Origin of the sequence: Pseudomonas sp. BF-RE-25, from assembly GCF_019956105.1 — a bacterium.
Classification (GTDB): domain Bacteria; phylum Pseudomonadota; class Gammaproteobacteria; order Pseudomonadales; family Pseudomonadaceae; genus Aquipseudomonas; species Aquipseudomonas migulae.
Map to the genome: position 1 here is coordinate 92416 of NZ_JAHBDB010000007.1, position 26547 is coordinate 118962.

Sequence of the window (26547 nt, forward strand, 5' to 3'; positions counted from 1 at the left end):
GGGATGGCATATCTGCGTGCATGTCTTATGAAGCGCGCAGTGGATCATCACAGGAATCGTGAACATGAACCCCAAGTGCTACTGCACAGGTTGGCCCCTCGTGGCCAGTCTGGCGGCAAGTGTACTGGCATTGCCGAGCTTCGCTGCCGCATTGACACTCGATGAAGCGTTGCGGCTGGCCGAAAACAATGCGCCGTCGCTGACCGCACAAGACGCGAAAATTCAGGCTGCCAGCAGTGAAGCCATCCCCGCTGGTGAATTACCCGATCCCAAGTTATTGGTGGGTGTGCAGAACTACCCCATTGGCGGCCCGGATCGCTGGAGCATCGACCGGGACTTCATGACCATGCAAATGGTCGGGGTCAGTCAGGAAATGCCCAATAGCGACAAGCGCAAAGCGCGCATCGAGGTCGCCGATGCTGCTGTTGATCGCGCTGCTGCGGAGCGTAGAGTCGAACGCCTGAAGGTACGCCAGTCCACGGCGTTGGCTTGGATCAGCAGCTACTCGGTTGAGCGCAAAGATGCGCTGTTCCAAGACTTCTACAAAGAAAACCGCCTGCTGACCGATGCCGTCCGAGCCCAAATTGCCGGTGGCCGCGCTCAGCCCGCCGATGCTGTGACACCCAAGCAGGAAGCAGCTCAACTGGCGGAGCAGCAGGACGATCTGACTCTCCAGAGAGCACAGGCCCGAGCGGCCCTCAAACGCTGGATTGGCTCCGCCGCCAACGACAAGCCTGTGGGCAGCTTGCCTGTATGGCCCGTCGATACCTCAAGCTACGCCCATAAACTGCAACACCATCCCGAGTTGGCAGCGTTTGCACCGATGACCCGCGAAGCGCAAGCCAAGGTTCGTGAAGCCGTGTCGGAGAAGCAGTCAGACTGGAGCTGGGAACTGGATTACCAGCGCCGTGGCCGTGAGTTCGGCGATATGGTCAGCGTGCAATTTTCCTGGGATCTGCCGCTGTTTCCTGACTCTCGCCAAAACCCCAAAATCGCAGCCAAACAGGCGGAACTCAGTCAGCTTGAGGCCGAGCGCGAAGCCCTGTTACGCGAGCATACCCAGCAACTGGAAAACGAACTGGCCGACTATGAGCGCCTGAATCGTGCGGTACGCCGTAACCAGGAAAGCCTGTTGCCGCTGGCTAAGGAAAAGGTCGAACTCAGCATGGCCAGTTATCGCTCGGGCAAAGGCGATTTAAACGCCGTTGTTGCCGCCCGACGTGAACTCATCGAGGCCCGCCTCAAACAGATCGACGTGGAAGAGCAGCGAGCGCTGACCAGTGCGCGGTTGTATTTTGCTTATGGGGAGTCCAGCCAATGATCCTTAAAAAAGGGAACGGGGCATTGCTGGTAGGCATCTCGCTGGCATTCGGTATTGCCGGTGGTTACTGGTTCGCTCAACAGCGCATGAATGCGGTATCCAGTTCTGCTCTGGAGCAGAGCCTCGATTCACATGACGAACGCAAAGCACTGTATTGGTACGACCCCATGTACCCGCAGCAAAAGTTCGATAAGCCGGGTAAGTCCCCCTTCATGGACATGCAACTGGTTCCTAAGTACGCCGGGGGCGCAGGGGATCGTGCGACCGTCAGTATCGATCCGAGTCTGACCCAGAATCTCGGTCTGCGTTTTGCAACAGTCACCCGTGGAATCTTTGACTCCAGCCTCGATGTGACGGGTGTCTTGGGATTCAACGAACGTGATGTCGCTGTGATTCAGGCACGCACCACAGGCTTTGTGGAGCGGGTATATGCCCACGCTCCCGGTGATGTGCTCAAAGCCAACGCGGCATTGGCGGATATCCTGGTGCCGGAATGGGCGGCTGCCCAGACAGAGTTTCTTGCATTGAAGCGCAGCGGGGATGCTGATTTGTTGACTGTGGCCCGCCAGCGACTACAGCTCACTGGGATGCCGGCAGCACTGATTACTCAGGTAGAGCGTGGCGGTAAGGTTCAGCCCTACCTGACTCTCACCAGCCCTATTGGTGGTGTGCTGCAAGAATTGAATGTACGCGCGGGTATGACTGTGGCTACTGGCGATACTCTGGCACGCGTCAATGGCTTGAGCAGTGTCTGGCTAGCCGTGGCCGTTCCAGAATCGGATGCCGGATCGATCACCGTGGGGCAGGCGGTCGAAGCGCGTCTGCCAGCCTTCCCAGGGACAATGCTCAGCGGCAAAGTCAGCGCGATTTTGCCCGAGACCAACCCGGACAGCCGTACTCTTCGCGTGCGGGTAGAACTCCCCAATCCCGACGGGCGCCTCAGACCGGGTTTGACAGCGCAGGTACGCCTGAATCGCTCGACCGGGCAAAGTGTGTTGTGGGTGCCGAGCGAGGCTGTCATTCGCACTGGCCGACGTGCCTTGGTGATGCTCGCCGAAGACGCGGGCCGCTACCGTCCAGTGGAAGTGCACCTCGGGCAGGAAAGCGATGGCAAGACGGCGATAGTGAAAGGTCTGGAAGTAGGCCAGAAGGTGGTTACGTCTGGCCAGTTCCTGCTCGACTCGGAGGCCAGTCTCAAGGGCATCGTTGCAAGCTCGGAGGAAGAGTCACCGCCCAGCGCAGCAACCACCAGTTTTCATGAGGCGGATGGGCAGATCGTTGAGATCAACGACAAAGAAGTCACGCTCGCCCATGGCCCCTTCAAGACGCTGGGCATGCCTGGCATGACGATGACTTTCCCACTCGCCAACCCGGCTCTAATGCAGGGCCTTAAAACGGGCGACAAGGTTCGGGTCGCGGTGAGCCAGACTGACGATGGCTTGCGTGTTGAGCGCCTAGATAAATCGGGGAGCCAGCCATGATTGCTGCCCTCATTCGTTGGTCGGTGGCCAACCGATTCCTGGTATTACTTGCGACACTGTTCGTCACGGCTTGGGGCATTTGGTCGGTGCAGAGCACACCCATCGATGCGCTGCCGGATCTCTCCGATGTGCAGGTGATCATCCGTACACCTTATGCAGGCCAGGCGCCGCAGATTGTCGAAAACCAGGTGACCTATCCGTTGGCGACCACCATGCTCTCGGTGCCGGGCGCAAAGACGGTGCGAGGTTATTCCTTCTTCGGTGACAGCTTCGTCTACGTGCTGTTCGAGGACGGTACTGACCTGTACTGGGCCCGCTCACGGGTGTTGGAGTATCTAAGCCAGATACAAAGTCGGTTGCCAGCCAGCGCCAAGCCAGCGTTGGGGCCGGATGCAACGGGAGTGGGTTGGATCTATCAGTACGCACTGGTAGATCGCAGTGGAGGACACGACCTGGCGCAGCTTCGTGCACTTCAGGACTGGTTTCTAAAGTTCGAACTCAAGACCCTGCCGAACGTTGCGGAGGTGGCCACTGTGGGGGGTATGGTCAAGCAGTACCAGGTGCAGCTTGATCCGCTCAAACTGGCCAGCCTCGGTATCACTCAATCTGAGGTAACCGAGGCTATCGGCAAGGCCAATCAGGAAACCGGTGGTGCCGTGCTGGAGATGGCAGAGACCGAGTTCATTGTGCGGGCCTCAGGCTACCTAAAAACGCTTAATGACTTTCGTGCTATCCCGTTGAAGCTCGGTGCTGGAGGTGTACCGGTGAGTCTTGGCGATGTCGCCACGATCCAGTTGGGGCCGGAAATGCGGCGTGGCATTACTGAACTCGACGGCGAAGGCGAGACCGTCGGCGGCGTGGTGATTTTGCGCAGCGGCAAGAATGCTCGCGAGACCATTGCGGCGGTCAAGACGAAGCTCGACGAACTGAAAAGCAGTTTGCCGGCTGGAGTAGAAATCGTCACAACGTATGACCGCAGCAAACTGATCGACCGTGCTGTGGAAAATCTCAGTCACAAGCTCATCGAAGAGTTCATCGTTGTCGCATTGGTCTGTGGGATCTTCCTGTGGCACTTGCGCTCATCGCTGGTGGCGATCATCTCCCTGCCGGTGGGTGTGTTGATTGCCTTCATCGTAATGCGTTACCAAGGGATCAACGCCAACATCATGTCCTTGGGTGGGATTGCCATCGCCATCGGCGCCATGGTCGATGCCGCCGTGGTGATGATTGAGAACGCCCATAAAAAGATCGAGGCCTGGCATGCGGCCAATCCTGGGGAGGAACTGAAGGGAGAGCGTCATTGGCATGTGATGACTGAAGCGGCAGCGGAGGTAGGCCCAGCACTGTTCTTTTGTTTGTTAATCATCACCCTGTCGTTCATTCCAGTTTTTACCCTGGAAGCACAGGAAGGGCGATTGTTCGGCCCATTAGCTTTCACCAAGACCTACGCCATGGCCGCAGCGGCAGGATTGTCAGTGACCTTGGTGCCAGTGCTGATGGGCTACTGGATTCGGGGTCGAATCCCCACTGAGCAACATAACCCGCTAAACCGTTGGCTGATCCGGATCTACCAGCCCGCTCTGGACGCGGTCTTGCGTCGACCAAAGATCACGCTGCTGGTGGCGCTATTGGTTTTTGTCAGTGCGCTATGGCCAATGTCGCGCTTGGGCGGCGAGTTTCTCCCCCCGTTGGACGAGGGCGATCTGCTCTATATGCCTTCAGCCCTGCCAGGATTGTCGGCGCAGAAAGCGGCGCAATTGCTGCAACAAACCGACCGCCTGATTAAGACTGTTCCAGAGGTCGAACACGTCTTTGGTAAAGCAGGTCGCGCCGAAACCGCTACCGATCCGGCACCGCTGGAAATGTTCGAAACCACGATTCAATTCAAACCTCATCAGCAATGGCGCCCTGGCATGACCCAGGAAAAGTTGGTGGAAGAACTGGATCGAGTGGTACGAGTTCCTGGGTTAACCAATATCTGGATACCACCGATTCGAAACCGCATCGACATGCTGGCCACTGGGATCAAGAGTCCCATCGGAGTGAAAGTTGCTGGCACCAACCTGACGGAGATCGATGCCGCTACTCAGGCGGTCGAGCGGGTGGCCAAGGGTGTGCCCGGTGTCAGTTCGGCTCTGGCCGAGCGACTGACCGGTGGCCGCTATATCGACGTGGATATCGACCGCAAGGCCGCCGCCCGCTACGGACTAAATATCGCTGATGTGCAGTCCATCGTTGCCGGCGCTATCGGCGGCGAAAACGTCGGGGAGACCATTGAAGGCCTCGCACGCTTTCCGATTAACGTGCGTTACCCACGTGAATGGCGTGACTCGGTCGGCAGCCTGGAGCGATTACCGATTTACACTCCGTTAGGCAGCCAGATCACCCTCGGCACTGTGGCGAAGGTCAAGGTCAGCGACGGGCCGCCAATGCTCAAGAGCGAGAACGCACGGCCTTCAGGCTGGGTGTATATCGATGTGCGTGGTCGGGACATTGCTTCTGTGGTCGCCGATCTACGCCAGGTCGTCAATGAACAGGTCAAGTTGCAGCCCGGCATGAGCCTGAGTTACTCAGGGCAGTTCGAATTTCTGGAACGGGCTAACGCACGCCTCAAACTGGTGGTTCCTGCCACGCTGTTGATCATCTTCGTGCTGCTCTACCTGACTTTTGCCCGCTTCGATGAGGCGTTGTTGATCATGGCCACGTTGCCATTCGCACTGACGGGCGGGGCATGGTTCCTCTATCTGTTGGGATTCAACCTGTCGGTCGCCACCGGAGTCGGCTTTATCGCACTGGCCGGTGTTTCTGCCGAGTTCGGCGTAATCATGCTGCTCTACCTGAAGAACGCCTGGGCCGAGCGTGAAGACCTCGGCGACAACACTGAGCGTGGGCTGGTTTCGGCCATTCGCGAAGGGGCTGTGCAGCGCGTTCGACCCAAGGCCATGACCGTTGCCGTGATCATTGCCGGCCTTTTACCCATCTTGTTGGGCAGCGGTACTGGTAGCGAAGTGATGAGCCGCATCGCCGCGCCCATGGTCGGCGGCATGATCACGGCACCCTTGCTTTCCCTGTTTGTCATTCCGGCAGCCTATCGCCTGATGCGTCGCCGGCACCTCATAGTTGAACCCATCAAGCCTCAAGGAAAAGTCGTATGAAACTGACCATGATTGCAGTTGCAAGCACCGTATTTGCGCTCTCAATTTCTGTCCACGCGGAGGATATGCCGGGCATGAAAATGGACGGTATGGAGGGCATGCAAATGGAGCAGAAAACCAAACAGGCTCCAGTCGCTAACGCCGAGGGAACGATCAAGTCTATAGATACTACGAAGCATACGGTGACCATCTCCCACGGAGCTGTTCCAGCCGTGCAATGGCCGCCGATGACCATGGCCTTTTCCGTAACGGAGGATCAGATGAAAGGGCTGACGACCGGAGACCGTGTATCGTTTTCCTTTCGGCTAGAGGGTGGAAAAGCCGCAATTGTTTCCATTAAAAAATAAGACTGTAACGACGAGAATTACCGGCGCGCTCTGTCGTGCCGGTTGGAAATCTATCATTGTTGGCTGTGAGCACCGCGTTCCCGTCTCCCTGGATCTACCTTGAAGATGAATGATGTGATCAACGTCATGTTTAGTACCTGTCACGGCTGAAAGCCGCTTGGCCTCAGTGTAAAAGGCGTCAATTGCCTCATGGTCAGCCCAGGACGGCGTGGCGTTCTGCAACGCTATTCTTCGCTTCAGGGCGTTCCACTTCAGAACGTCCTTGCGCCTTTGCACTCTTAGCAAGGCATCTGCATCCCCTGCGGCAGCCCGAAGGACATCATCTCGTTCGAACTGTCGCATGGCGTCGATTAAGCATCCTTTGGCAGTTCCGGTCAGAATGGAAAATCCAGTTTTTTCTGCACCGCAAATTCGCCTGGTGCTTTACCTCGTTCGAAAGCAATCAAATACGACATCTGGACAGTCAAGGGACTCGCATCTAACTGCTCGCCAGACACCTTCAGATGTACCTTGCGAGTGGCATATTGAATCGATACCTCAAGCCCTTGTAGTTCATCGATCAGCTCCTGCATCTCGTCGTACACAGCAAATTTGGCGCTTTCTGAGTAATCGCTGGCGCAGTCCCTATAGTCGCGAAAATAGTCCACGAGCGACGCAAAGACCTCGTGGGCATCACGCTGCATTTCAAATCCGGGTTGGGAAATATCCACTGTGGAGTTTTCTGCAAGCTTAGCGAGCTGGTGTCCAGTCGAGAGAGGCAGTGCCGGTAAGGTGATGTAGTCGCGCTCAATACGGGCTTTCTCTACTCTCAATTCCTCTTCCGTGGGGATGTCGAAGGGCTTGTTGAAGGCGTCGATGTCTTCGATCTCGAAAGCAGCTGCGAGCGCACGTCGAGTATGAGTGCTTGCTGACTTGGCATTCTCAACGCGTTGTACAGTCCGTACGTTCAAGCCTGCAAGCTCGGCCAGAGTCTCCTGTGACCACTGAAACACCTCCCGCATTTTGCGGATGAGAGCGGCGAACTCTTCGAGACTCAAAACGCGAGGTTGGCCGGACGAGGTATTCGTATTCATTTTTAAGCTCCATGAGATGGTTGGTGCGGCTCATGATGAAGAAGCTGCTGATGACACAACACGACAGGAACCCGACAGAGAACCGACAAGGCCTGAGGCTCTGCTGAGGTTACGAGGAATTGAAGCTGGCTGCAGACACTTGCACCTCTCCGCTCAGCGTAGTCGTGATAACGTCGTCCGAGCCCGTGATGCTAGTGCGGGCCGGGGAATGACAATCACCTACCAGGACAACGAAATGGACATTCGGTACTTCCTTGAACAGCGGCTGGCTTTTATCAAGCAGCTCTATCTAAATGGGGCCAGCCCGTTTGAAGATCGCAAAAGGAAAATTGAGAGCGAGGAAGCCCCCTTCATCCCGCCCTATAGCGAAGATGGGGAGCCTGCATATTTGAATGAATGGCTAGAAGCTGATTCGTCAGTGCAGGTGCTAGGTAGCGCATGCTTATCAATGATTGCTGCGTCGCTACACTTATACTTCAAAGAATGGGAGCGTCTGCTTGGGTCTGCTCCTGGGCCTTCACTCAAATCAGAATTCAAAAATGGCGGATGGCCAAATGGCTACAGGGCATTCTACCTGGCCCATGGTTCAGACCGGTTTGAGGATGGCCCATTCGATTTCGCTTTGATTGAAGAACTCGTGCTGGCGAGGAATAACATCCAACATCCCGACTCACTTATCTTCGAGACATCTCGATACTCTGACGATGCGCTCCAAAAGCTGCCAAGCCCTTTTTTTGTAAGTGATAGAGAGAAAAGTTTGATTGAGGAGGCCGATGGAGAGAGCCGGCAATGGCTATATCGCCCCCATATCCACATCACTACCGAGAAATTTCTGCATGCTGTTTCTCAGGTATCTGTATTCGTGAAGTGGCTGGAGGATCAAGGAGAGACCATCATGCATAAGCGTTATCTTGAGCGAAAAAGTCAACGCGAAATCGACGCTGGCTCCAATCCTTTCTAGCCCCCGCCAGAGGCTTCTTTCCCCATTTAAATCTGAAGCAATCGTTGGTCAGAACGAATCCAAATGACCGGTAAGGTCGAATAAATGCTCAAGGGATCCTTTGTGCCTTCAATTTTAGTAGACATTATCATCCGCGACCGGGGCGCGCAGGCTTATAACGATTACGCGGAGTTTCAAATTACCGATCCTGATGTAATCGTTAGCGCTGCTAGGCAAACGCTAGATTCGATCCCCCCATCGTTTGGTTCTTGCGTCATGGTCAGTGCTGGCTTCACTGCCATTCTCAAATCTCAAGGGATACCTGCAGTTGTCGTCCTCGGAGACCTACTGATTAACGGCCAGTACGCTTTCGAATGCCGGGGGAACATTCCAGGGGCAACCTATGAGGGAGAGTTTGTGGATGCCAAGTGGGACGGTCACGCCTGGGTAATGCTCGCAGGTGTGCTCTGCGACCTGTCGATCTTCCGAAGCGCCTACTCCACTCAAACGCCAAGCAACCTCAAAACTTTCATCAGCGAGCAGTTCGGTGAGGGCAAGGGAGCACTGATGTGTCCCCACGATAGCTTGCCGGTCGGCATGGGATTTGTGCCAAAATTTGCTCTCAGTGACGCTCAGATTCTGGGGATTCTGGATGGTTTGTCCAGACAAGCACTTGAGAACTAAGTGACGAAATTCTACGTGACATCCCAGTTGAGCTGGGAGCTGAATACGGCTAGAACCTAAGAGCGGCGCTGACTTCACTGCGAGCTTAGCCAGGCCTCCATTTTTTGCAGTCTGCCCATTTCGCAAAGCTTCGGTTTTCCTAAACCTAACAACATTAAGAGCTCTTGCCTGTCCCCAGGTGAGGAAAACCAATCAGCCACTTCAATTGCAGTGGCCGGCCTCGCTCAGTGCCCACCTCACAATGATATCCGCTGCTGCTCGATAGTTATCTGCCATGAAGAGCCGTCGATCCTCTGCAAACTAACCACGCTTATCGGGAGCGGTGGATCCAGCCAAAGGGCAAATTCAGCTAGGCTTCTCGCATCGATTACTCACGGACTATACCCATGCTAAATAACTCTGACGCCAACATAGCCACGGCGGACGCCCTCACACTGCTCCTGCACAATCAGCATGCCTTAGCTGCGGCCATAGAAGAAGTTACCAAGTGGCTTTCAGAGAATGGAGTGGGGAGTGTCGCCGACAACGCGGTTGCTGCCATGGAAACGCTGGACACAAATGCCCGTGGCATCACGGACGCCATCATGCGACTACGCCAGTTGTAGGCATCCTCACCCACTATGATGGAGGCACAAGAGCTCAGAGCCGGAGGCCAGCGATGGAGTGTACTTTCACCCTGAAATATCTATTACCAGCGGGCGAAATGGATGTGGATGCGGTATTGGATCGCTTGGCGGAAGAAGGCTGCGATGATGCATTGGTCGGAGTCCGACAGCGAGGTCGCTTGGCGTTGGAATTCGTCCGTGAAGCCCCCTCTGCAAATCACGCAATTGAGAGCACCGTGGAGGATGTGCGTAGGGCCGTGCCTAACGCACGCCTGATCAATCCAGCCCTTACTTCGTGGACGATTGAAGTCGCTCATTTCTAAGCGCGTTAATGAGGCGCATCGCGCCTGTAACGCCCCAACTATCCGGTGCGAGATGATTCGGCTAGGCACGACCTCACTTAATGTCCCTTAAAAGGGACACTAACCTAGCTTTTGCCATTTAATGACCCATTTTGGGGTCATCAACGGATGTCTGTTTTGCGGTCAAAAAAATAGCGAAACAATCGACGGCACTTGGGGGTAATTGTCGCGAGCGCTGCTTCAAAAGGCCAAATCACAGCTTCGAGTCAGGTGCGGGTCGCTCTCGGTATACAACGTGGGGGTATAGTCGAATCCGCAGAATCAAGACGGCCAACTCGCCATTCGAGAAGTCACGCATTCCGTTAAGCGCTGGGAAGATCTGAACCGAAGGTGGTGAGTCGAGCACGGTTCGAATACTTTCGTGCTATCGCTCTTTCGAACTGTAGGCCCGGCTGAGAAGGCCCTGAATGAAGTGGCAATGGTGATCGAAATGGTCACTGCAAGAGCTTACGGTCGCCGCACGAATCGCTTGAGCGACCGTCGACTCGCTATCACTTGCTCTCGTATCTCGGCGGGGTCAATCGACATGCCGCCATTGGGTGTCACGCGAAGCGACTGCAGTTTATTGAGGGCAGCTATGAACGCGCGATCTCTCGCTTGCTCTGAGCCAGATCTTTTGTCAGGCCAAACGAATTCAACGCATCTCCTAAACAAACTCATACCGCTCTCCATTGACGTCGACTGCTCATCAAAGAGCTTCAGCAAATGATATCTGGGTTCTCCTATCTGACATACCTTCACCAGACGAAGCTTCACCGCTGCTGGCAAGCGGAGCGCGCAGGCGTGCAGGATGTCAGGCCGAAGGGCCGAGACGTGGCCTGCTACGGCTCGGTTCGCTCGCGCTTGCGCCTCCTCGTAGGTGGTCGCTATTTAAGAAAGATCTTTAGTTTTAACGTACGGCAGAGGCCGTTCGAGCTCCTCCAGACTCATTCCTCGCCGTGAAGCGTTATGAGCCCAGCGCACGAACTGCTCCAAAAGCCTGGTGTTTTCGCGTGTTAGGCGTTGTACGCGTTCCTCCAGTTCTCTGTTCCGACTATCCATGAGCGCGACTTCGGGGGGCTTGGAAGAGTCCTCATTCGAACCCCGGCAGCGCTCTTTCGCATGATCCCAAGCATCTTTGATTCGATCATGCCTTAGCATCGCTGCCTTGGTATATCGATGCCCTATATCAACGGCTAGAGCTTCTAGATACAGATCCCAAGTCAGCTTCCCCGCCCATCCGTCCAGCATCAACACCGACTGATTGATCATTTGATCAGTCATTTTTGGAGCGCCCATCAGAAGAACTCCAAAGACGTGAGTGCATCAGCAGCTGTATCAGCAGGCTCAGCCTCTTCCGGTTGAGCGGTGTTGGTCGCGATCAAGCGAACAGCGTGAGCCAAACCGGTCTTGGATTGTGTATTCGCAGGTGGCGGAAGAGTAATCATGGTGCCGTCAGGGATCTTAGGGTCATTCATTTTTTCCAAGGTCATAGCCCAGCGCTCCATTCTGGGCTGATTCTGCTTGAGCCAGCGGGTAGCGCCAGGCTCTCCGTTGGCCATTGCGGCACTAGCGGCGGCTACCGCTTTGGCATGGATTTCGTACTGAAATTCAGCTTCTTTTTGATGTCGTCGGTCACCCTTTACGAACACATGCTCAGAACAATTTGAGCAGTCCTTGTCCAGCGGACAGGGGGTCATGGCGTACTCGTGCTTACAAAGTCCAAAGCGCGTGACACTAATTGATCCTAGTTCGGTCTTCAGAGCCTCTTCTTCGGTAAGGCTATGGCTTGCCATCAGCCCTTTTACCTTGTCATCCAGAGCTTCGCCTGTCCTCATGTTTCCAAGGTTTTCCCCCAGTTTCACATAGGCTTCAATGAAAGCTTCCTGCGGAAGATGGTCGTACCATTCATTCTGCTTGACGTTCTTTCTACCAGACCAAAAAGCAATCAGTGATTCACTGAGATGCTTGCTTTGAGCGAGAGTGTTCAACAGGTGGCGAAAGTCATGAGTCGCCATCTCTACTGGGCTTCCATCACGTTGCATCTTTCCATGCCGGGTGAAGACAGTGACACCCCCAGGGTTCGACCCGAGCTGGTTATTGATCTGATTGACACTTATGGGCGAAGGTATGTTGTAGAGTGTTTCTGCATCAGGGCGAAGGATATTTTCAGGCAGCACAAATAGACTCTGGTGCCATTTCAATCCTGTGGATCCATCTAAAATTGGAAAAATCTCAGGCAGTTTAGCTAATACATATTTTTCGAGTGAGTTAAAGTCGTACAGACTTACCCAGGAGGCTGCCGCATCAGCGCGACGGGCTGGGTCTGAAGTATTGCCCTTTACCTTCAATAGGTCATAGCGCTCAGCATGACAGCCTTTAATTGCCGTATTCTTACCAATTATCTTGGCAACTTCATAAAGAGTTACAGGCTTCCCTCTCAGATGTTTCATGTCGTCTGGAAGATAGAGCTTTCCTGGGTTCTCTGCATACCACAAAGCAGCTACTCTTGCTGGTGCACCTAGCTCCAGTAGATAATCCACCGTTTCTTGTGCGAGACTTTCAAATTGCTCTGATGCAGCAAATTTTGTCAGTGGCATGCCGCCCTTAGCTGGATCCCATGCGATTCCCATCATCAAGCCATTTTCGCTCTGTACATGGCGAATACAATTGACAGGTAGCGATAGAATTTCGGATCCTCGACTCGGCGCAAACATCGCCAATGTTACGTAAGAAGTCACGATTCGATCCGGCACGTGATCACTCTTATGGTGAATTTCTGCTAGGTCTAGAATTGATTGAATGCTCGGCAGTCGGCCTACAATTTTTTCACCGTGTTTCGGTGCAACGCGATCATTGCGGGTTGGCTGCTTATATACTACTGGTGAAACCCATTCCAGTGGCGTAGGAGTCAATTTTGCAGGTGCAATCACGTGAGTTGCAAGTCGCTCTAGGCAGCGCCCAACACTCCAAGCATCTGTGAATCGCTCTTGCAGTAATTCCGCCGCTTTATCCAGAGTGGTTGCATTGACTTCAGTCACGCAAGGAGTTTTATTGTCGTCTAATAGAGCCTGTTCAATCGCTTGCATTGCATACAGGTAACGTCGAAATTCCTGCAGCTTAAATCGGCGCATGATTTCACTGAAAGCAGACTTCGCAAACTCTAAGAATGGCATCGAAAAAGGAATTTCGACAGTTGATTTGCTGCCAGATGGATCGCGCAGCGATTTAAAGTGAACAATTTTTTTGCGCTTTCCTTGGTTTTTCCCAACGTTGAAGCTGGTGATGTTCCAGCTGTTATCCTCCCAATTGATATCAGCAAATGGACAGTTCATTTTTGCATGCAGGATAAAACTTTCCAAATTCGAACTAGCTGCGACGCCAGCTTTTCCAACAAAGTGTACAATATCGCCCATGTCAGACTACCGCCTCATCCGCTCTGCTGTCACGAATTGCAATGATCTGCTGGATAGCTGACATCGCACTTTGATTGATCTGCTGAATTCTAGGCTCTGGTTCGATCTTTTGATCTTCGATCAAAGCCACCATCAAGGTTTCCCAGGGGGCATTGATCAGGGGCTCAAAGTAGCTGCAGGATAGGCAGGCGATTGGTGCATGCTGATGGCAATCAGCGCGTGTTCCACAGGCCCCAAGCGTCTCTCCGGTAAGCCGCAGGTAGTCTGCGATGACGCACTCGTCATCGCCTGCGCGAGTGGCCTCATCCAGGTGCTCAATTAAGCGCCCTTGAAAGGCGCTGGCAAAGTATTCCATCTCCTTTCCCAGAGCTTTCCGGATTGGCTTTTGTAACTGTGGCATGGACGCCCTGTAGAATTGAATACACGATGTGCTGCGATGAGTTAGAAGCCTTGCAACTTCAGCATCTGAGGCTCCTTGAGCCAGCGCCCGTGTAGCAAATGTGTACCTGAAACGATACGGGGTTATATGAATAGGGCCTTCAAGTCTGTCTGAATATATTGGAAGACTAGCTAATGTTCGAGTAACTAAAATTCCTAGATCTGAAGCCGTGCCCGAGAAAAGTGGTGTGTCTTTGGTGGTTCCTGCATGCTGATAGGCATCCAAATAAGTAATCAAGCATTCGGCTAATACTGTAGGAGCCTTTCTGACCCAATACTCCATGGCAATGGTCTTCATTCCTTTGGCCAGCGGAATTTTTAAAGTTACTTCCATGCCGGCTCGGTCATGAATGATGACATTATTCATAGTCATCCGCCTGATTTGAATTGGACGAACTCCGGTGCCGATAAAGAACCAACAGAGAGCAAATTCACGCAGGGATACTGTGTTGTTGGAGTATCCCTTATTCAGTGCCGAATGAATGCTATGTAGTTCTTGGTCAGTCAAGGCACCTCGTTCAGGGTCATTGGTGATCAGGGTGTAATATGCACCATTGCCTTTTTGTTCCCATTTCTCGTCGTTATCAAGGAAGTCTATTACCTCTTCCGAAAGGCCGGGAAGCCTTGCTTCTTTGATTCGGCGCAGTAGAGGGGTGATGCAGCGGCGCTGTGAGTAGCTGAGATCTAGGATTAAGCTTAATTCCTTTAGATCAACAGTTGAGCACAGCTTCATGCCGTCGAGGGAAAGCCACTCTCTAATCGCAGTGGTGATCAAAGAATTATAATGTAAACTATGAGTGGCAAGAGATGCGGCCAGACATTTGAAAATACTTACATGGATGGTGTTGCGCTTATCTAAAGCGTCAAAATATAGGGGGCATGATTTTCCATCTCTGTCATGAGTGGCGAATTTAACCCCCATTTTTATGTCTATGACTCGCCCGTCAAGAAGTACTACTTTTTTATTATGGTCTATTTCTGCGCTGAAAATAATCTCTTCAGATGTACTGTGAGAATTATGTGTTAAATTAGTCATTGAGCTTTCTCCCTGCAATGTCATTCGCGAGCTCTTCTGCAATTCTGTCAGCTTTTTCTCTAATAGCTCTGGCCGCGTAACGAGAAGCCATTTCGGAATTTTTTGCCCACCCATTCAACTGAGTTCTAACGCGTTTTTCCTCTTCAGGATCCATACGTTTTTCTGGGGGCTGCGCATCAATTTTACGGCTAAGCCTGTCGTTCCACGTCCGGCGAAGAGTGTGGGGTGCAAGAAAGTTAGGGATGTCTTTCGAGCTATCTCTGGCGACTTTAAATATCAGGTTTATAGCGGACTTAGAAAGTTGGTCGCCTGATCTCGTGATGAACAAATAACCATGCATTCTCTCTTTTGCTGGAATTTTTGCCCAGTAATCACTCACGAAGTTTCGAAACAAATCTGCTGTCTGTTGCGAAACTGGCAAAGTCCTGGAGACTGTTTTGGAAACTCTAACTTTTACGCGTTTGCGTGCGTAGTCGACATCTTCAACCCGAACATGGCGCAGCTCATTTCGCCTCATTGTAGTATCGACGAAGCACCTGTACATCAGATGGTTTCTTGCTTGTATGAATCCCTCTCTAAAGGGATTCTCAACTGAACCAGCTTCGAATGCGCTATCCACAATGATCATTACTGACTCTGGGAGCCCCTCTACTGCGTCTCCCTGTGATGAACCACCAGTTTTGGGTGCTAGGCTACGGAATCGTTTGATGGCCACTTCACGGGCCGCTTTGAGGGCTTCATTGGACGGTGCCAGTACCTGATTGCAAAGTCGCTCATGATGGAATTCCAAGAACTTGGCGACTGTCATGATCCGATAACCCCCTTCAGCGGCGGAAAGCTGGGTCACGGCATCATTCGTCGCCATCCTTCCACGCACTTGCTCAAGCCGCACGATCTTCTGTTGTTTTGTGACTTTGGCTGCGCTGACCTCCCGATCCTGGCTCGCCCGATCCAATCGAAGAAAGTTGGCTAGGTCTTCGCACTGCTCGATGGTCAAGAACATTGGAGAGGAAAGGGCTGAATGGATATCGATCTTTCGCGCATAGGCCCAGAGGTAGGACATGCCCAAGGTACGAAGGACTTTCTCAGTGGTCGTCAACGCTGCGCCCCGGTCGCGATAACGCAGGGTGGCATAGACGTTGGGCAGGAAGGGGGGACGACCTTCTTCATCGATAAGAACAGCCATGGGAAGGCCGTCTGTGGCGGTGAAGGATTTGATTCGAATGGCTTGCAATGTATACGTTCCCGTGACCTGAGCTGGCAGGGCCGGGAGTATAGGAGGGATGTATACGTCTGTAAACCGATAACCCCCTTTGTTATCAGGGGGTTATTGGGTGTCTAGGGCTTAATGTATACGGTTATTTGTACCTAGCTGTCATTGGCAAGCTTCGCAATCCGGCTCGTCGATGGCGCAAGCCTTCGGCACTGGAGCAGGACCGGCAGGAGCTGCCAGGACCGAATCTTCACCGTGGTTGCCGCCGCTGGAAACAGCGTTCAGCTTGCCGGTGTTGATGGTCGACTTCTCGGTGCTGGTCGCGGCCAGGGCACGGAGGTAGTAAGTGGTTTTCAGGCCACGGTACCAGGCCATGCGGTAGGTCACGTCCAGCTTCTTGCCCGATGCGCCAGCGATGTAAAGGTTCAGCGACTGAGCCTGGTCGATCCACTTCTGACGACGGCTTGCCGCGTCAACGATCCACTTGGTGTCCACTTCGAACGCGGTCGCGTAGAGCTCTTTGAGTTCTTGCGGGATGCGCTCGATCTGCTGCACCGAACCGTCGTAGTACTTCAGGTCGTTGATCATGACCGAGTCCCACAGACCGCGAGCCTTCAGGTCGCGAACCAGGTACGGGTTGATCACGGTGAATTCGCCCGACAGGTTCGATTTCACGTAGAGGTTCTGGTAGGTCGGTTCGATCGACTGCGAGACGCCAGTGATGTTGGCGATGGTCGCGGTCGGTGCGATGGCCATGATGTTGGAGTTACGAATGCCTTTCTGTACACGGGCGCGAACCGGTGCCCAGTTCAGGGATTCGTTCAGGTCAACGTCGATGTACTTCTGGCCGCGCTGCTCGATCAGGATCTGTTGCGAATCCAGCGGCAGGATGCCTTTGGACCACAGCGAACCCTGGAACGTCTCGTACGCGCCGCGCTCGTCGGCCAGGTCGCAGGACGCCTGGATCGCGTAGTAGCTGACCGCTTCCATCGACTTGTCGGCGAACTCGACGGCAGCGTCGGAACCGTAAGGAATGTGCTGCAGGTACAAAGCGTCCTGGAAGCCCATGATGCCCAGACCGACCGGACGGTGCTTGAAGTTGGAGTTCTTCGCTTGCGGCACCGAGTAGTAGTTGATGTCGATAACGTTATCGAGCATGCGAACAGCGGTGTTCACGGTGCGTTCCAGCTTGGCGGTGTCCAGCTTGCCGTTGACGATGTGGTTCGGCAGGTTGATCGAGCCCAGGTTGCAAACGGCGATCTCGTCCTTGTTGGTGTTCAAGGTGATCTCGGTGCACAGGTTCGAGCTGTGGACCACGCCAACGTGCTGCTGCGGGCTGCGCAGGTTGCACGGGTCTTTGAAGGTCAGCCATGGGTGGCCGGTTTCAAACAGCATGGACAGCATTTTGCGCCACAGGTCTTTGGCCTGGATGGTCTTGAACAGCTTGACCTTGCCAGGGTACTCGGTCAGGGCTTCGTAGTACTCGTAACGCTCTTCGAAAGCCTTGCCGGTCAGGTCGTGCAGGTCCGGTACTTCGGACGGCGAGAACAGGGTCCACTTGCCGTCATCGAAGACGCGCTTCATGAACAGGTCAGGGATCCAGTTGGCGGTGTTCATGTCGTGGGTACGACGACGATCATCACCGGTGTTCTTGCGGAGTTCGATGAACTCCTCGATGTCCATGTGCCAGGTTTCCAGGTAGGCACATACAGCGCCTTTGCGCTTGCCACCCTGGTTAACGGCAACGGCGGTGTCGTTCACCACTTTCAGGAACGGAACCACGCCCTGGGATTTGCCGTTGGTGCCCTTGATGTACGAACCGAGTGCACGAACCGGGGTCCAGTCGTTGCCCAGGCCGCCGGCGAATTTCGACAACATGGCGTTGTCGTGGATCGCGTGGTAGATGCCCGACAGGTCATCCGGCACGGTGGTCAGGTAGCAGCTGGACAGCTGTGGACGCAGGGTGCCGGCGTTGAACAGGGTCGGAGTCGACGACATGTAGTCGAAGGACGACAACAGGTTGTAGAACTCGATCGCACGGTCTTCTTTCTGCTTCTCTTCGATCGCCAGGCCCATGGCCACGCGCATGAAGAAGATTTGCGGCAGTTCGAAGCGGATACCGTCCTTGTGGATGAAGTAACGGTCGTACAGGGTTTGCAGGCCCAGGTAGGTGAACTGCTGATCGCGCTCGTGGTTGATCGCCTTGCCGAGTTTTTCCAGGTCGAAGGTGGCCAGGACCGGGTTCAGCAATTCGAATTCGATACCCTTGGCGATGTACGCAGGCAATGCCTTGGCGTACAGGTCGACCATTTCGTGGTGGGTCGCGCTTTCGGCAACGTTCAGGAAGCTCAGGCCTTCGGCACGCAGGGTGTCCATCAGCAGGCGGGCGGTCACGAACGAGTAGTTCGGCTCACGCTCGACCAGGGTACGGGCAGTCATCACCAGGGCGGTGTTGACGTCGGTCAGGGCCACGCCGTCGTACAGGTTTTTCAGGGTTTCGCGCTGGATCAGGTCGCCGTCGACTTCTTCCAGGCCTTCGCACGCTTCAGTGACGATGGTGTTCAGGCGACCCATGTCCAGCGGTGCAAAAGTGCCGTCGGCGCGGGTGATGCGGATCGACGGGTGAGCGTTGACCGCTTCTTCTGCCGGAGCGTGGGCAGCGCGTTGTTTCGAACGACCGTCGCGGTAGATCACGTAGTCGCGAGCCACTTTCTGCTCGCCGGCACGCATCAGGGCCAGTTCGACCTGGTCCTGGATTTCTTCGATGTGGATGGTACCGCCCGATGGCATGCGACGCTTGAAGGTCGCGGTGACTTGTTCGGTCAGGCGGGCTACGGTGTCATGGATTCGCGACGAAGCGGCAGCGGTGCCGCCTTCAACTGCGAGAAACGCTTTGGTGATCGCGACGGTGATCTTGTCATCGGTGTAAGGAACGACAGTGCCGTTACGCTTGATCACGCGCAGTTGGCCAGGCGCGGTGGCGGACAGATCCGAAGTCGAATCAGCGGCCTGCGGCAAAGTGCCCTGCGGGTTCTCGCGAGTTGTGTCGGTTTGCATGGGGGGTTGTCTCCACATTCTCTATGTTTGTTTGGGCACCATCACGGTGCCCACCGTTCCGTCCTGAAGCACTACAACCGGCTGGGCCGGGCATACCAACTTCGGGACAGATCAGGAAGGGGGCTGTTGGGGCGCCGCTTCCATGCCGAAGTCTTTGGTCTCAGGCCTTGAGCCTGACACCAGGATCCTTTTGGGTGACAGTAATCGACTGCAACACCCGTACCGTTAACGCCGTTTCCGGCTCAAAAACAGTAGCCATCCGCACGCGCGGTTTGGTCTTTCGAAAATACGTTTGGTTCAACCGGAAAGAGGCAATAAAAGCGCTTGAAATCGGTGTCCGGTTTGTGTTTGGTTTTTGGCGTAAAACCCTACATGTAGGGTTTTTTTCGCGCCGGGGTACAAGATAATGCGTTTCGGAGGGTGTTGCAACGTACTACCTGTGGATAAACCTGTGCGTAAATTGTGTGTGAAAGGTGGAACGAGCGTGTAGGCCGCGACCTAGCTGGAGCGGACTGTTTTTCGCTGATTTTCAGCGATTGAAAACAGTCATTCGGATTTTTAAGGGCGCGAACCCTATCACAAAAAACCGGGTTGTCCGAACGCATTTGCCGGCTTGTGTTCTCGGCGGGCGACGTTTATACAATCGGCCGATAGTTACGCATTCTTATCCTCCCCAATCATTACAAAAAGACGGGCGGATCCTTCCTTATAAGTGTTGTTGGCAAGCAGAGGTCACCGTGGAGCAAGAAGCCTGGCAGGTATTGATAGTGGAAGACGACCAGCGTCTGGCCGAACTGACCCGCGAATACCTGGAGGCCAATGGCCTGCGTGTGTCGATCGAAGGCAACGGCGCCCTGGCGGCCGCACGCATCATCAAGGAGAAACCGGACCTGGTGATCCTCGACCTGATGCTGCCGGGCGAAGACGGCCTGAGCATTTGCCGCAAGGTCCGTGACAAGTACGACGGGCCGATCCTGATGCTCACCGCGCGTACCGACGACACCGATCAAATCCTCGGCCTCGACCTGGGCGCCGACGACTACGTCTGCAAACCGGTTCGTCCACGCCTGCTGCTGGCCCGCATCCAGGCCCTGTTGCGGCGCAGTGAAGCGCCTGAACCCGTTCCGGAAAAACAACGGCGCCTGCAATTCGGCCCGCTGGTGGTGGACAACGCCTTGCGTGAAGCCTGGCTGCATGACAACGGCATCGAACTGACCAGCGCCGAGTTCGACCTGCTGTGGCTGTTGGTGGCCAATGCCGGGCGCATCCTCTCTCGTGAAGAGATTTTCACCGCACTGCGCGGCATCGGCTATGACGGCCAGGACCGCTCCATCGACGTGCGCATCTCGCGCATCCGGCCGAAGATCGGCGATGACCCGGATCATCCGCGCCTGATCAAAACCATCCGCAGCAAAGGCTATCTGTTCGTGCCGGAAGCCTGCGTAGACCCGTCGCTGTGAACTCGATCTTCCTGCGTATCTATGGCGGCATGTGCGCGGCGCTGATTCTGGTGGCGGTGCTCGGCGTGCTGGCCCTGCACATGCTCAATCAGGTGCGCAGCGAGCAGTACCGCGAGCGCCTGGCCCATGGCACGTTCTCGCTGATGGCCGACAACCTGCAACCGATGAACGAAACCCAGCGTCACCGCGCCTTGCTGGTGTGGGAACGCCTGCTCGGGATTCCGTTGGCGCTGAAGACCTTTGCCCAGACCGACCTCGACCTGACTCAGCGCACCCGCGTGCTGCGCGGTCAGGCGCTGGTGGAGCAGACCGGTCCGCATGCGGCGAAGGTCTATCGACTGATCAGCGACAAGGAACAGTTAGTGCTCACGGGGGAGGTGCAGCAGATCAGCGAGCAACTGGCCCGCGCGACCATTTACCTGCTCGCCGATGAACTGGTACGCGTGCCGGTGGCCGAGCAGCCCAAGCGTCTGGCGCAATTGAAAGAAGACAAGGGGTTTGGTTTCGACTTGCGGCTGGTCACGGTCGACGAAGCGGACATGGACGAAGACCAAAGCCGTCGGGTGTCCGAAGGCGATACGGTGATGGCGCTGGGCAAGGGCGGCGATTCGATCCGGGTGTTTGCCGGCATGGTCGGCACGCCGTGGGTGCTGGAAATCGGTCCGCTGTATCAGATGAATCCTTACCCGCCGGAGTGGCTGGTGCTGATCGCGGCGCTGGGCTTGAGCCTGATCGGGTTGATCGTCTATCTCTTGGTGCGGCAACTGGAGCGTCGTTTGCGCGGGCTCGAAGCGGCCGCCACGCGCATCGCCAAAGGCAGCCTGGAAACCCGCGTGCCGGCGCGCGGTGCCGACTCGGTGGGGCGCCTGGCCTCAGCGTTCAACGGCATGGCCGAGCACTTGCAGCAGTTGCTGGCGATCCAGCGTGAACTGGTACGCGCGGTGTCCCACGAATTGCGCACGCCCGTGGCGCGGCTGCGTTTCGGTCTGGAGATGATCGGCTCGGCCACCACGCCGCAGGCGCTGGAGAAGTACCGCGAGGGCATGGATCACGACATTGAAGACCTTGATCGGCTGGTGGACGAGATGCTCACTTATGCGCGGCTGGAACAGGGTTCGCCTGCGCTGAATTTCCAGCGGATCGACCTGGATGCGTTGGTCAATCAAGTGATCGAAGAATTGGCGCCCTTGCGCGCCGACGTCACGGTGCAGCGCGGTTTGTGCCTCTCGGCCGCCGATTGCGATGATGCCTGGGTCGAGGCCGAACCCCGTTACCTGCACCGGGCGATCCAGAACCTGGTGAGCAACGCTATGCGTCATGCCTCATCGCGGGTGACCGTCAGCTATCAGGTCGGGCAGCAGCGTTGTCGGGTGGACATCGAGGACGACGGGCCGGGTGTGCCGGAATCCGCGTGGGAGAAAATCTTTACGCCGTTCCTGCGTCTCGATGACAGCCGAACCCGTGCTTCGGGCGGGCATGGGTTGGGGCTGTCGATCGTGCGGCGGATCATCCATTGGCATGACGGGCGAGCGTTGATCAGCAAGAGCAAGAGCCTGGGTGGGGCGTGTTTCAGTTTGAGTTGGCCGCGCAATCAGGAGAAGCGTTGAGATCGGCGGTGAATGATCTACCGCCATCGCCGGCAAGCCGGCTCCTACAAGGTCTGCGTAAACCTGTAGGAGCCGGCTTGCCGGCGATGGCGTCCTCATAAACACCGCAAATCCTCAGGCCTTGATACTCACCAGACTCAACAACTGCCCATCCTTGACCCCGAACTGCGCATCCAGCTCGGTGCCATGGCGCCATTCGCTGGACAGGTCCGTCAACAATCGCAACCGCACCTCACCCGCCTCGGACCACTCCAACACCTCGGCATGCTCAAAGTAGAAGCGCTGCTGAACAATCGGATACAGCGCCTTGAACAGACTCTCCTTCACCGAAAACGTCAGCGTCACCAGCATCGCCAGTTGATCGCGATGGCCTGCCGCCATACGTTGTAACTCCGGCGGGGTGAGAATTTCCCCGGCCAGGCGCTCGGCCCGTTCAGGGTTGAGCAGGTTTTCCAGGTCCATCCCCAGGCCGCGCCAGTGGGTTTTCTGCGCGACAATCGCCGCCGCCCGGCCGGTGCTGTGGGTGATCGAGCCGCAGATGTGCGCGGGCCAGACCGGCGCCCGGTCTTCGCCAATGGCCGGGGTAAAATTCAGCCCTTCCAATCGCTGCAACGCGGCGCGAGCGCAAATCCGGCCGGCGAGAAACTCGGCCTGACGCTTGGCCACCGAACGCCGGATGGTCGCGGGCGGCTCGATGGCGCTGCGCTGAAAGTCATCGGCGGCCAGTTGCGAGGTGTTGAAGTGCGTGCTCAGCAGCACCGTATCGGGCAACACGAACGGCAGCGGCCAATGGGCATCGAGTGAGGTACAGCAGGCGGGCAGGGCGGGGACGGGATTCATGTCGGGCATTTTGCCGGGTTGCCTTGAAGCTGGGTAGTGCAAAGGTTCAGAACCGAGGTGTGGCCATCGCGAGCAGGCTCACTCCCACATTTGAAATGCATTCCAATGTGGGAGTGAGCCTGCTCGCGATGGCCACGCCGCGGTCTACCTACTCAACCAAATATCTTCTTGAAGAATGCCTGCATATCCGCCCACGATTTCTCATCCGCCGCCTTGTTGTAACCAATATCCGGCCCGCCATGATCGCCATGACTCAAGCGATCCGCATCCGGATTACTGAACCCATGCTTGGCGCCCTCAAGGTTGACGAATTGATAATCGGCCCCGGCCTTGTCCATTTCCGTCTTGAACGCCGCGACGTTTTCCGCCGTCACCATGCTGTCCAGCGCGCCATGCTCGACCAGGATTTTCGCCTTCACGCTGCCCGGTGTTGCAGGCGCTTTGGTTGCCAGCGCTCCGTGGAAACTCACCACGCCCGCCAACGGCAAGCCCTGACGTGCCGCATTCAGCACCACGCTGCCGCCGAAGCAGTAACCAATCGCGGCGATTTTATCCGGATCGGTTTGCGGCTGTTTCTTCAGCAGATCCAGCCCGGCCTGAAACCGCGCACTGGCAGCGTCGCTGTCCTTGATCGCCGCTTGCATGAACGCCATGGCGTCCTTGGGGTGTTCGGTGTTTTTGCCGTCGCCATACATGTCGATGGCCAGGGCGCTGTAGCCCAGGCCGGCGAGGTCACGGGCGCGGCGCTTGGCGTAGTCATTGAGGCCCCACCACTCGTGAACCACCACAACGCCAGGGCGGGGGCCTTTAACCGTGTCGTCGTAAGCGTAATACCCGATCAGCTTGGTGCCGTCGGGGCTTTGATAGGGGATTTCCTGGGTCTTGATGGCCGCCTGGCTGAGCCCGCTCACGGCCAGCAAGAACAGGGCAAGGAATATACGCATGGTCGGATCTCCTGCAAAAAAGTCGTCAACACAGCCTAGTCGATCTGGTTCAGCTCGGGTTCAGAGTGCGTTCAGGGGGAGTTCAGGGGCCGGTGCGTAATGTAGCGCCGTACCCAAAGCATCTGCGCATGAGGACATTTTCCTATGACTGGCTTTAAAAACCTGCTGCTGGCATTCACCGTTTTGAGCGCGAGCACCGCGGCGTTCGCTTCTGACGATAATGTCGCCAGCCTTGCTCTTGGGAAGACCGGCGAGAGACCCAAAAAGTCCCTCACCCTGCACAGCATCGGCACGAACGGCGTGGTCAGTCATGACAGTGCCTGGGGCGCGCAGTTGGGCCGCCCGAACCCTCAGGCCGATTACTGCGCTGCTTACGCGAACGTGTCGGTCTTTCACAATGGCATTAAACTCCGTCAGGAGAACCTCATGGGCCGCTATGATCTGTCTTGAAATACGCCGTTGCACCTCTGGAGAGGTTGAATTGCCCGGGAGAGCGTTATGAAATTGCTGGTCGTCGAAGATGAAGCGCTGTTGCGCCATCACCTGCAAACCCGCCTGACGGACAGTGGCCACGTGGTCGAGTCCGTGGCCAACGCCGAGGAGGCGCTGTACCAGACCGAGCAATTCAACCATGACCTGGCGGTAATCGACCTCGGCCTGCCTGGCATGGGCGGGCTCGACCTGATCCGTCAGCTGCGCTCGCGGGGCAAGACTTTCCCGATCCTGATCCTCACCGCGCGCGGCAACTGGCAGGACAAGGTCGAAGGCCTCGCTGCCGGCGCCGACGATTACGTGGTCAAGCCGTTCCAGTTCGAAGAGCTGGATGCGCGCCTGAATGCCTTGCTGCGTCGCTCCAGCGGTTTCACCCAGTCGACCATCGTCGCCGGGCCGCTGCTGCTCGACCTCAATCGCAAGCAGGCGTCCCTCGATGAACAACCGCTGGCGCTGACTGCCTACGAGTACCGGATCCTCGAATACCTGATGCGCCATCATCAGCAAGTGGTGGCCAAGGACCGCTTGATGGAGCAGCTCTACCCGGATGACGACGAGCGCGATCCGAACGTGATCGAAGTGCTGGTCGGCCGCTTGCGCCGCAAACTCGAAGGCCCGGCCGGCTTCAAGCCGATCGACACCGTGCGGGGCCTCGGCTACCTGTTCAATGAGCGCTGCACTTGATTCGTTCGCTTCGTGTCCGTTTGATGCTCGCCGCCACGATCCTGGCGGTGTTGTTCATGCTGGCGTTGCTGCCGGCGATGCAGGGCGCGTTCAGCCTGGCGCTGCAGGATTCCATCGAGCAGCGCCTGGCGTCGGACGTCACCACGCTGATTTCCGCCGCCCGGGTCGAGGGCAACCACTTGCAGATGCCGGCGCAGTTGCCGGACGAGCGTTTCAACCTCACCGACAGCCGTTTGCTCGGCTACATCTATGACCGTGAAGGTCACCTGGTCTGGCGCTCGAAGGGCACTCAGGAAGAGGACATCAACTACAAACCGCGTTACGACGGGCGTGGTAACGAGTTCGCGAGGATCAGCGAAGCCAACGGCCAGGAATTCTTCGTCTATGACGTCGAAGTCAAACTGCTCGGCGGCAAAAGCGCGGCGTTCAGCATCGTCGCGCTGCAACCGGTGCGCGAGTACGAAGACACCCTCGAAGGCCTGCGGGAAAATCTCTATCTGGGTTTCGGCGCCGCTTTGTTGGTGCTGCTGGCGTTGCTGTGGATCGGCCTGACCTGGGGCTTGCAGGCGTTGCGCCGACTCAGTCAGGAGCTCGACGAAATCGAAAGCGGCACCCGCGAAAGCCTCAGCGAACAGCACCCGCGTGAATTGCTGCGCCTGACCGGCTCGCTCAACCGCTTGTTGCACAGCGAGCGCGAACAGCGCAGCCGCTATCGCGATTCCCTCGACGACCTGGCCCACAGCCTGAAAACCCCGTTGACCGTGCTGCAAGGCGTCAGCGAAGACATGGCGCAGCGCCCGGCGGATCGCGATCAGGCCTGGGTGCTGCAAGCCCAGATCGAGCGCATGAGCCAGCAGATCAGCTATCAGTTGCAGCGCGCCAGCCTGCGCAAAAGCGGCCTGGTGCGCCATCAGGTGCGGTTGCGTCCGGTGCTGCAAAGTCTCTGCGACACGCTGGACAAGGTCTACCGCGACAAACGTGTACGGGTGGCCTTCGATCTGCCGGAGCAATGCTACGTGCCGATCGAACAGGGCGCCTTGCTGGAAATGATGGGCAACCTGCTGGAAAACGCCTATCGCCTGTGCCTGGGCGAAGTGCGCATCAGCGTACGCGAGACCTTGAGCGGGGTCGAATTGTGCGTCGAGGACGACGGGCCGGGTGTGCCGCCGGATCAGCGTGCACGGATTCTGCAGCGCGGCGAACGGCTGGACCGTCAGCACCCGGGGCAGGGGATCGGGTTGGCGGTGGTCAAGGACATCATCGAGAGTTACAACGCGAAGCTGACCCTGGGCGATTCGCCGATGGGCGGCGCGGCGTTCCGGATTCATTTTCCGGTGGTTTGATTGCCGAAACACCGCGATCCCCTGTAGGAGCCGGCTTGCCGGCGATGGCGATTTCAAGGACGCCATCGCC

The 26547-nt window shown here is 56.2% G+C and carries 21 protein-coding genes; 13 read left to right on the top strand and 8 right to left on the bottom strand.

Features of this window, described 5'->3' with window-relative positions:
- The first annotated feature begins 64 nt into the window (after window positions 1–64).
- From KGB24_RS04130 to KGB24_RS04145, 4 genes are read left to right on the top strand one after another with little or no spacing between them, the layout of a single operon-like run.
- A complete protein-coding gene (locus KGB24_RS04130) occupies window positions 65–1321 on the top strand; it encodes a TolC family protein (RefSeq protein ID WP_223414694.1) in 1257 nt (418 codons plus the stop codon).
- A complete protein-coding gene (locus KGB24_RS04135; RefSeq protein ID WP_223414693.1) occupies window positions 1318–2802 on the top strand; it encodes an efflux RND transporter periplasmic adaptor subunit in 1485 nt (494 codons plus the stop codon). The genes KGB24_RS04130 and KGB24_RS04135 overlap by 4 nt, the downstream gene beginning before the upstream one ends.
- The gene (locus KGB24_RS04140) at window positions 2799–5957 is read left to right on the top strand and encodes an efflux RND transporter permease subunit (protein ID WP_223414692.1); all 3159 of its coding nucleotides are present in this window, start codon (window positions 2799–2801) and stop codon (window positions 5955–5957) included. The genes KGB24_RS04135 and KGB24_RS04140 overlap by 4 nt, the downstream gene beginning before the upstream one ends.
- Complete coding sequence (locus KGB24_RS04145) at window positions 5954–6304, top strand: copper-binding protein (RefSeq protein ID WP_223414691.1); 351 nt, start codon at window positions 5954–5956, stop codon at window positions 6302–6304. Before KGB24_RS04140 ends, KGB24_RS04145 begins: the two co-directional genes overlap by 4 nt.
- A gap of 374 nt (window positions 6305–6678) precedes the next feature.
- Here KGB24_RS04145 and KGB24_RS04150 read toward each other — a convergent pair whose 3' ends face one another.
- Entirely contained in the window at window positions 6679–7377 is a 699-nt protein-coding gene (locus KGB24_RS04150; protein WP_223414690.1) for a multiprotein-bridging factor 1 family protein, read from the bottom strand.
- A gap of 235 nt (window positions 7378–7612) precedes the next feature.
- Here KGB24_RS04150 and KGB24_RS04155 point away from each other — a divergent pair, with 235 nt between their 5' ends.
- The 4 genes from KGB24_RS04155 to KGB24_RS04175 all read left to right on the top strand — a co-directional run bounded on the left by KGB24_RS04155 (window position 7613) and on the right by KGB24_RS04175 (window position 9929).
- Window positions 7613–8338, top strand: coding sequence for a hypothetical protein (locus KGB24_RS04155; protein ID WP_223474737.1), 726 nt, complete (start codon window positions 7613–7615; stop codon window positions 8336–8338).
- Between the two features lie 84 nt (window positions 8339–8422).
- Window positions 8423–9001 (top strand): transglutaminase-like domain-containing protein, encoded by a 579-nt coding sequence (locus KGB24_RS04160; RefSeq protein WP_223414688.1) that lies wholly within the window; start codon window positions 8423–8425, stop codon window positions 8999–9001.
- A 386-nt stretch (window positions 9002–9387) separates the two neighbouring features.
- Window positions 9388–9606 (top strand): hypothetical protein, encoded by a 219-nt coding sequence (locus KGB24_RS04170; protein ID WP_223414687.1) that lies wholly within the window; start codon window positions 9388–9390, stop codon window positions 9604–9606.
- 53 nt (window positions 9607–9659) lie between these two features.
- Window positions 9660–9929 (top strand): hypothetical protein, encoded by a 270-nt coding sequence (locus tag KGB24_RS04175; RefSeq protein WP_223414686.1) that lies wholly within the window; start codon window positions 9660–9662, stop codon window positions 9927–9929.
- 909 nt (window positions 9930–10838) lie between these two features.
- Here KGB24_RS04175 and KGB24_RS04180 read toward each other — a convergent pair.
- From KGB24_RS04180 to KGB24_RS04200, 5 genes are all read right to left on the bottom strand, one after another.
- Window positions 10839–11246: a hypothetical protein gene (locus KGB24_RS04180; RefSeq protein ID WP_223414685.1), complete on the bottom strand. Its 408-nt coding sequence runs from the start codon at window positions 11244–11246 to the stop codon at window positions 10839–10841.
- Entirely contained in the window at window positions 11246–13363 is a 2118-nt protein-coding gene (locus KGB24_RS04185; protein WP_223414683.1) for a hypothetical protein, read from the bottom strand. The genes KGB24_RS04180 and KGB24_RS04185 overlap by 1 nt, the downstream gene beginning before the upstream one ends.
- Before the next feature lies 1 nt (window position 13364).
- The gene (locus tag KGB24_RS04190; RefSeq protein ID WP_223414682.1) at window positions 13365–14837 is read right to left on the bottom strand and encodes a site-specific integrase; all 1473 of its coding nucleotides are present in this window, start codon (window positions 14835–14837) and stop codon (window positions 13365–13367) included.
- Window positions 14830–16071 (bottom strand): tyrosine-type recombinase/integrase, encoded by a 1242-nt coding sequence (locus KGB24_RS04195; RefSeq protein ID WP_223414681.1) that lies wholly within the window; start codon window positions 16069–16071, stop codon window positions 14830–14832. Before KGB24_RS04195 ends, KGB24_RS04190 begins: the two co-directional genes overlap by 8 nt.
- 141 nt (window positions 16072–16212) lie before the next feature.
- Complete coding sequence (locus tag KGB24_RS04200) at window positions 16213–19107, bottom strand: ribonucleoside-diphosphate reductase subunit alpha (protein WP_223414680.1); 2895 nt, start codon at window positions 19105–19107, stop codon at window positions 16213–16215.
- A 737-nt stretch (window positions 19108–19844) separates the two neighbouring features.
- Between KGB24_RS04200 and KGB24_RS04205 the strand changes: the two genes are divergently transcribed.
- Both KGB24_RS04205 and KGB24_RS04210 read left to right on the top strand, forming a co-directional pair.
- On the top strand, window positions 19845–20567 hold the full coding sequence (locus tag KGB24_RS04205) for a response regulator (protein WP_008041764.1): 723 nt from the start codon (window positions 19845–19847) through the stop codon (window positions 20565–20567).
- Window positions 20564–22174, top strand: a complete 1611-nt coding sequence (locus KGB24_RS04210; protein ID WP_223414679.1) for an ATP-binding protein — start codon at window positions 20564–20566, stop codon at window positions 22172–22174. Before KGB24_RS04205 ends, KGB24_RS04210 begins: the two co-directional genes overlap by 4 nt.
- Before the next feature lie 114 nt (window positions 22175–22288).
- Here KGB24_RS04210 and KGB24_RS04215 read toward each other — a convergent pair whose 3' ends face one another.
- The gene (locus tag KGB24_RS04215) at window positions 22289–23014 is read right to left on the bottom strand and encodes a 4'-phosphopantetheinyl transferase (protein WP_223414678.1); all 726 of its coding nucleotides are present in this window, start codon (window positions 23012–23014) and stop codon (window positions 22289–22291) included.
- A gap of 152 nt (window positions 23015–23166) precedes the next feature.
- Window positions 23167–23958 (bottom strand): dienelactone hydrolase family protein, encoded by a 792-nt coding sequence (locus KGB24_RS04220; RefSeq protein ID WP_223414677.1) that lies wholly within the window; start codon window positions 23956–23958, stop codon window positions 23167–23169.
- A 144-nt stretch (window positions 23959–24102) separates the two neighbouring features.
- On the opposite strand from KGB24_RS04220, the gene KGB24_RS04225 reads away from it, so the two are divergent.
- The 3 genes from KGB24_RS04225 to KGB24_RS04235 are packed head-to-tail and all read left to right on the top strand — an operon-like array spanning window position 24103 to window position 26477.
- A complete protein-coding gene (locus tag KGB24_RS04225) occupies window positions 24103–24408 on the top strand; it encodes a hypothetical protein (RefSeq protein WP_008029361.1) in 306 nt (101 codons plus the stop codon).
- Window positions 24409–24456: 48 nt separating this feature from the next.
- Window positions 24457–25134 carry a response regulator gene (locus KGB24_RS04230; RefSeq protein WP_008029360.1) on the top strand — a complete coding sequence of 226 codons (678 nt, stop codon included), beginning with the start codon at window positions 24457–24459 and terminating at the stop codon, window positions 25132–25134.
- Window positions 25131–26477: an ATP-binding protein gene (locus KGB24_RS04235; RefSeq protein WP_223414676.1), complete on the top strand. Its 1347-nt coding sequence runs from the start codon at window positions 25131–25133 to the stop codon at window positions 26475–26477. The genes KGB24_RS04230 and KGB24_RS04235 overlap by 4 nt, the downstream gene beginning before the upstream one ends.
- Window positions 26478–26547 lie beyond the last annotated feature (70 nt).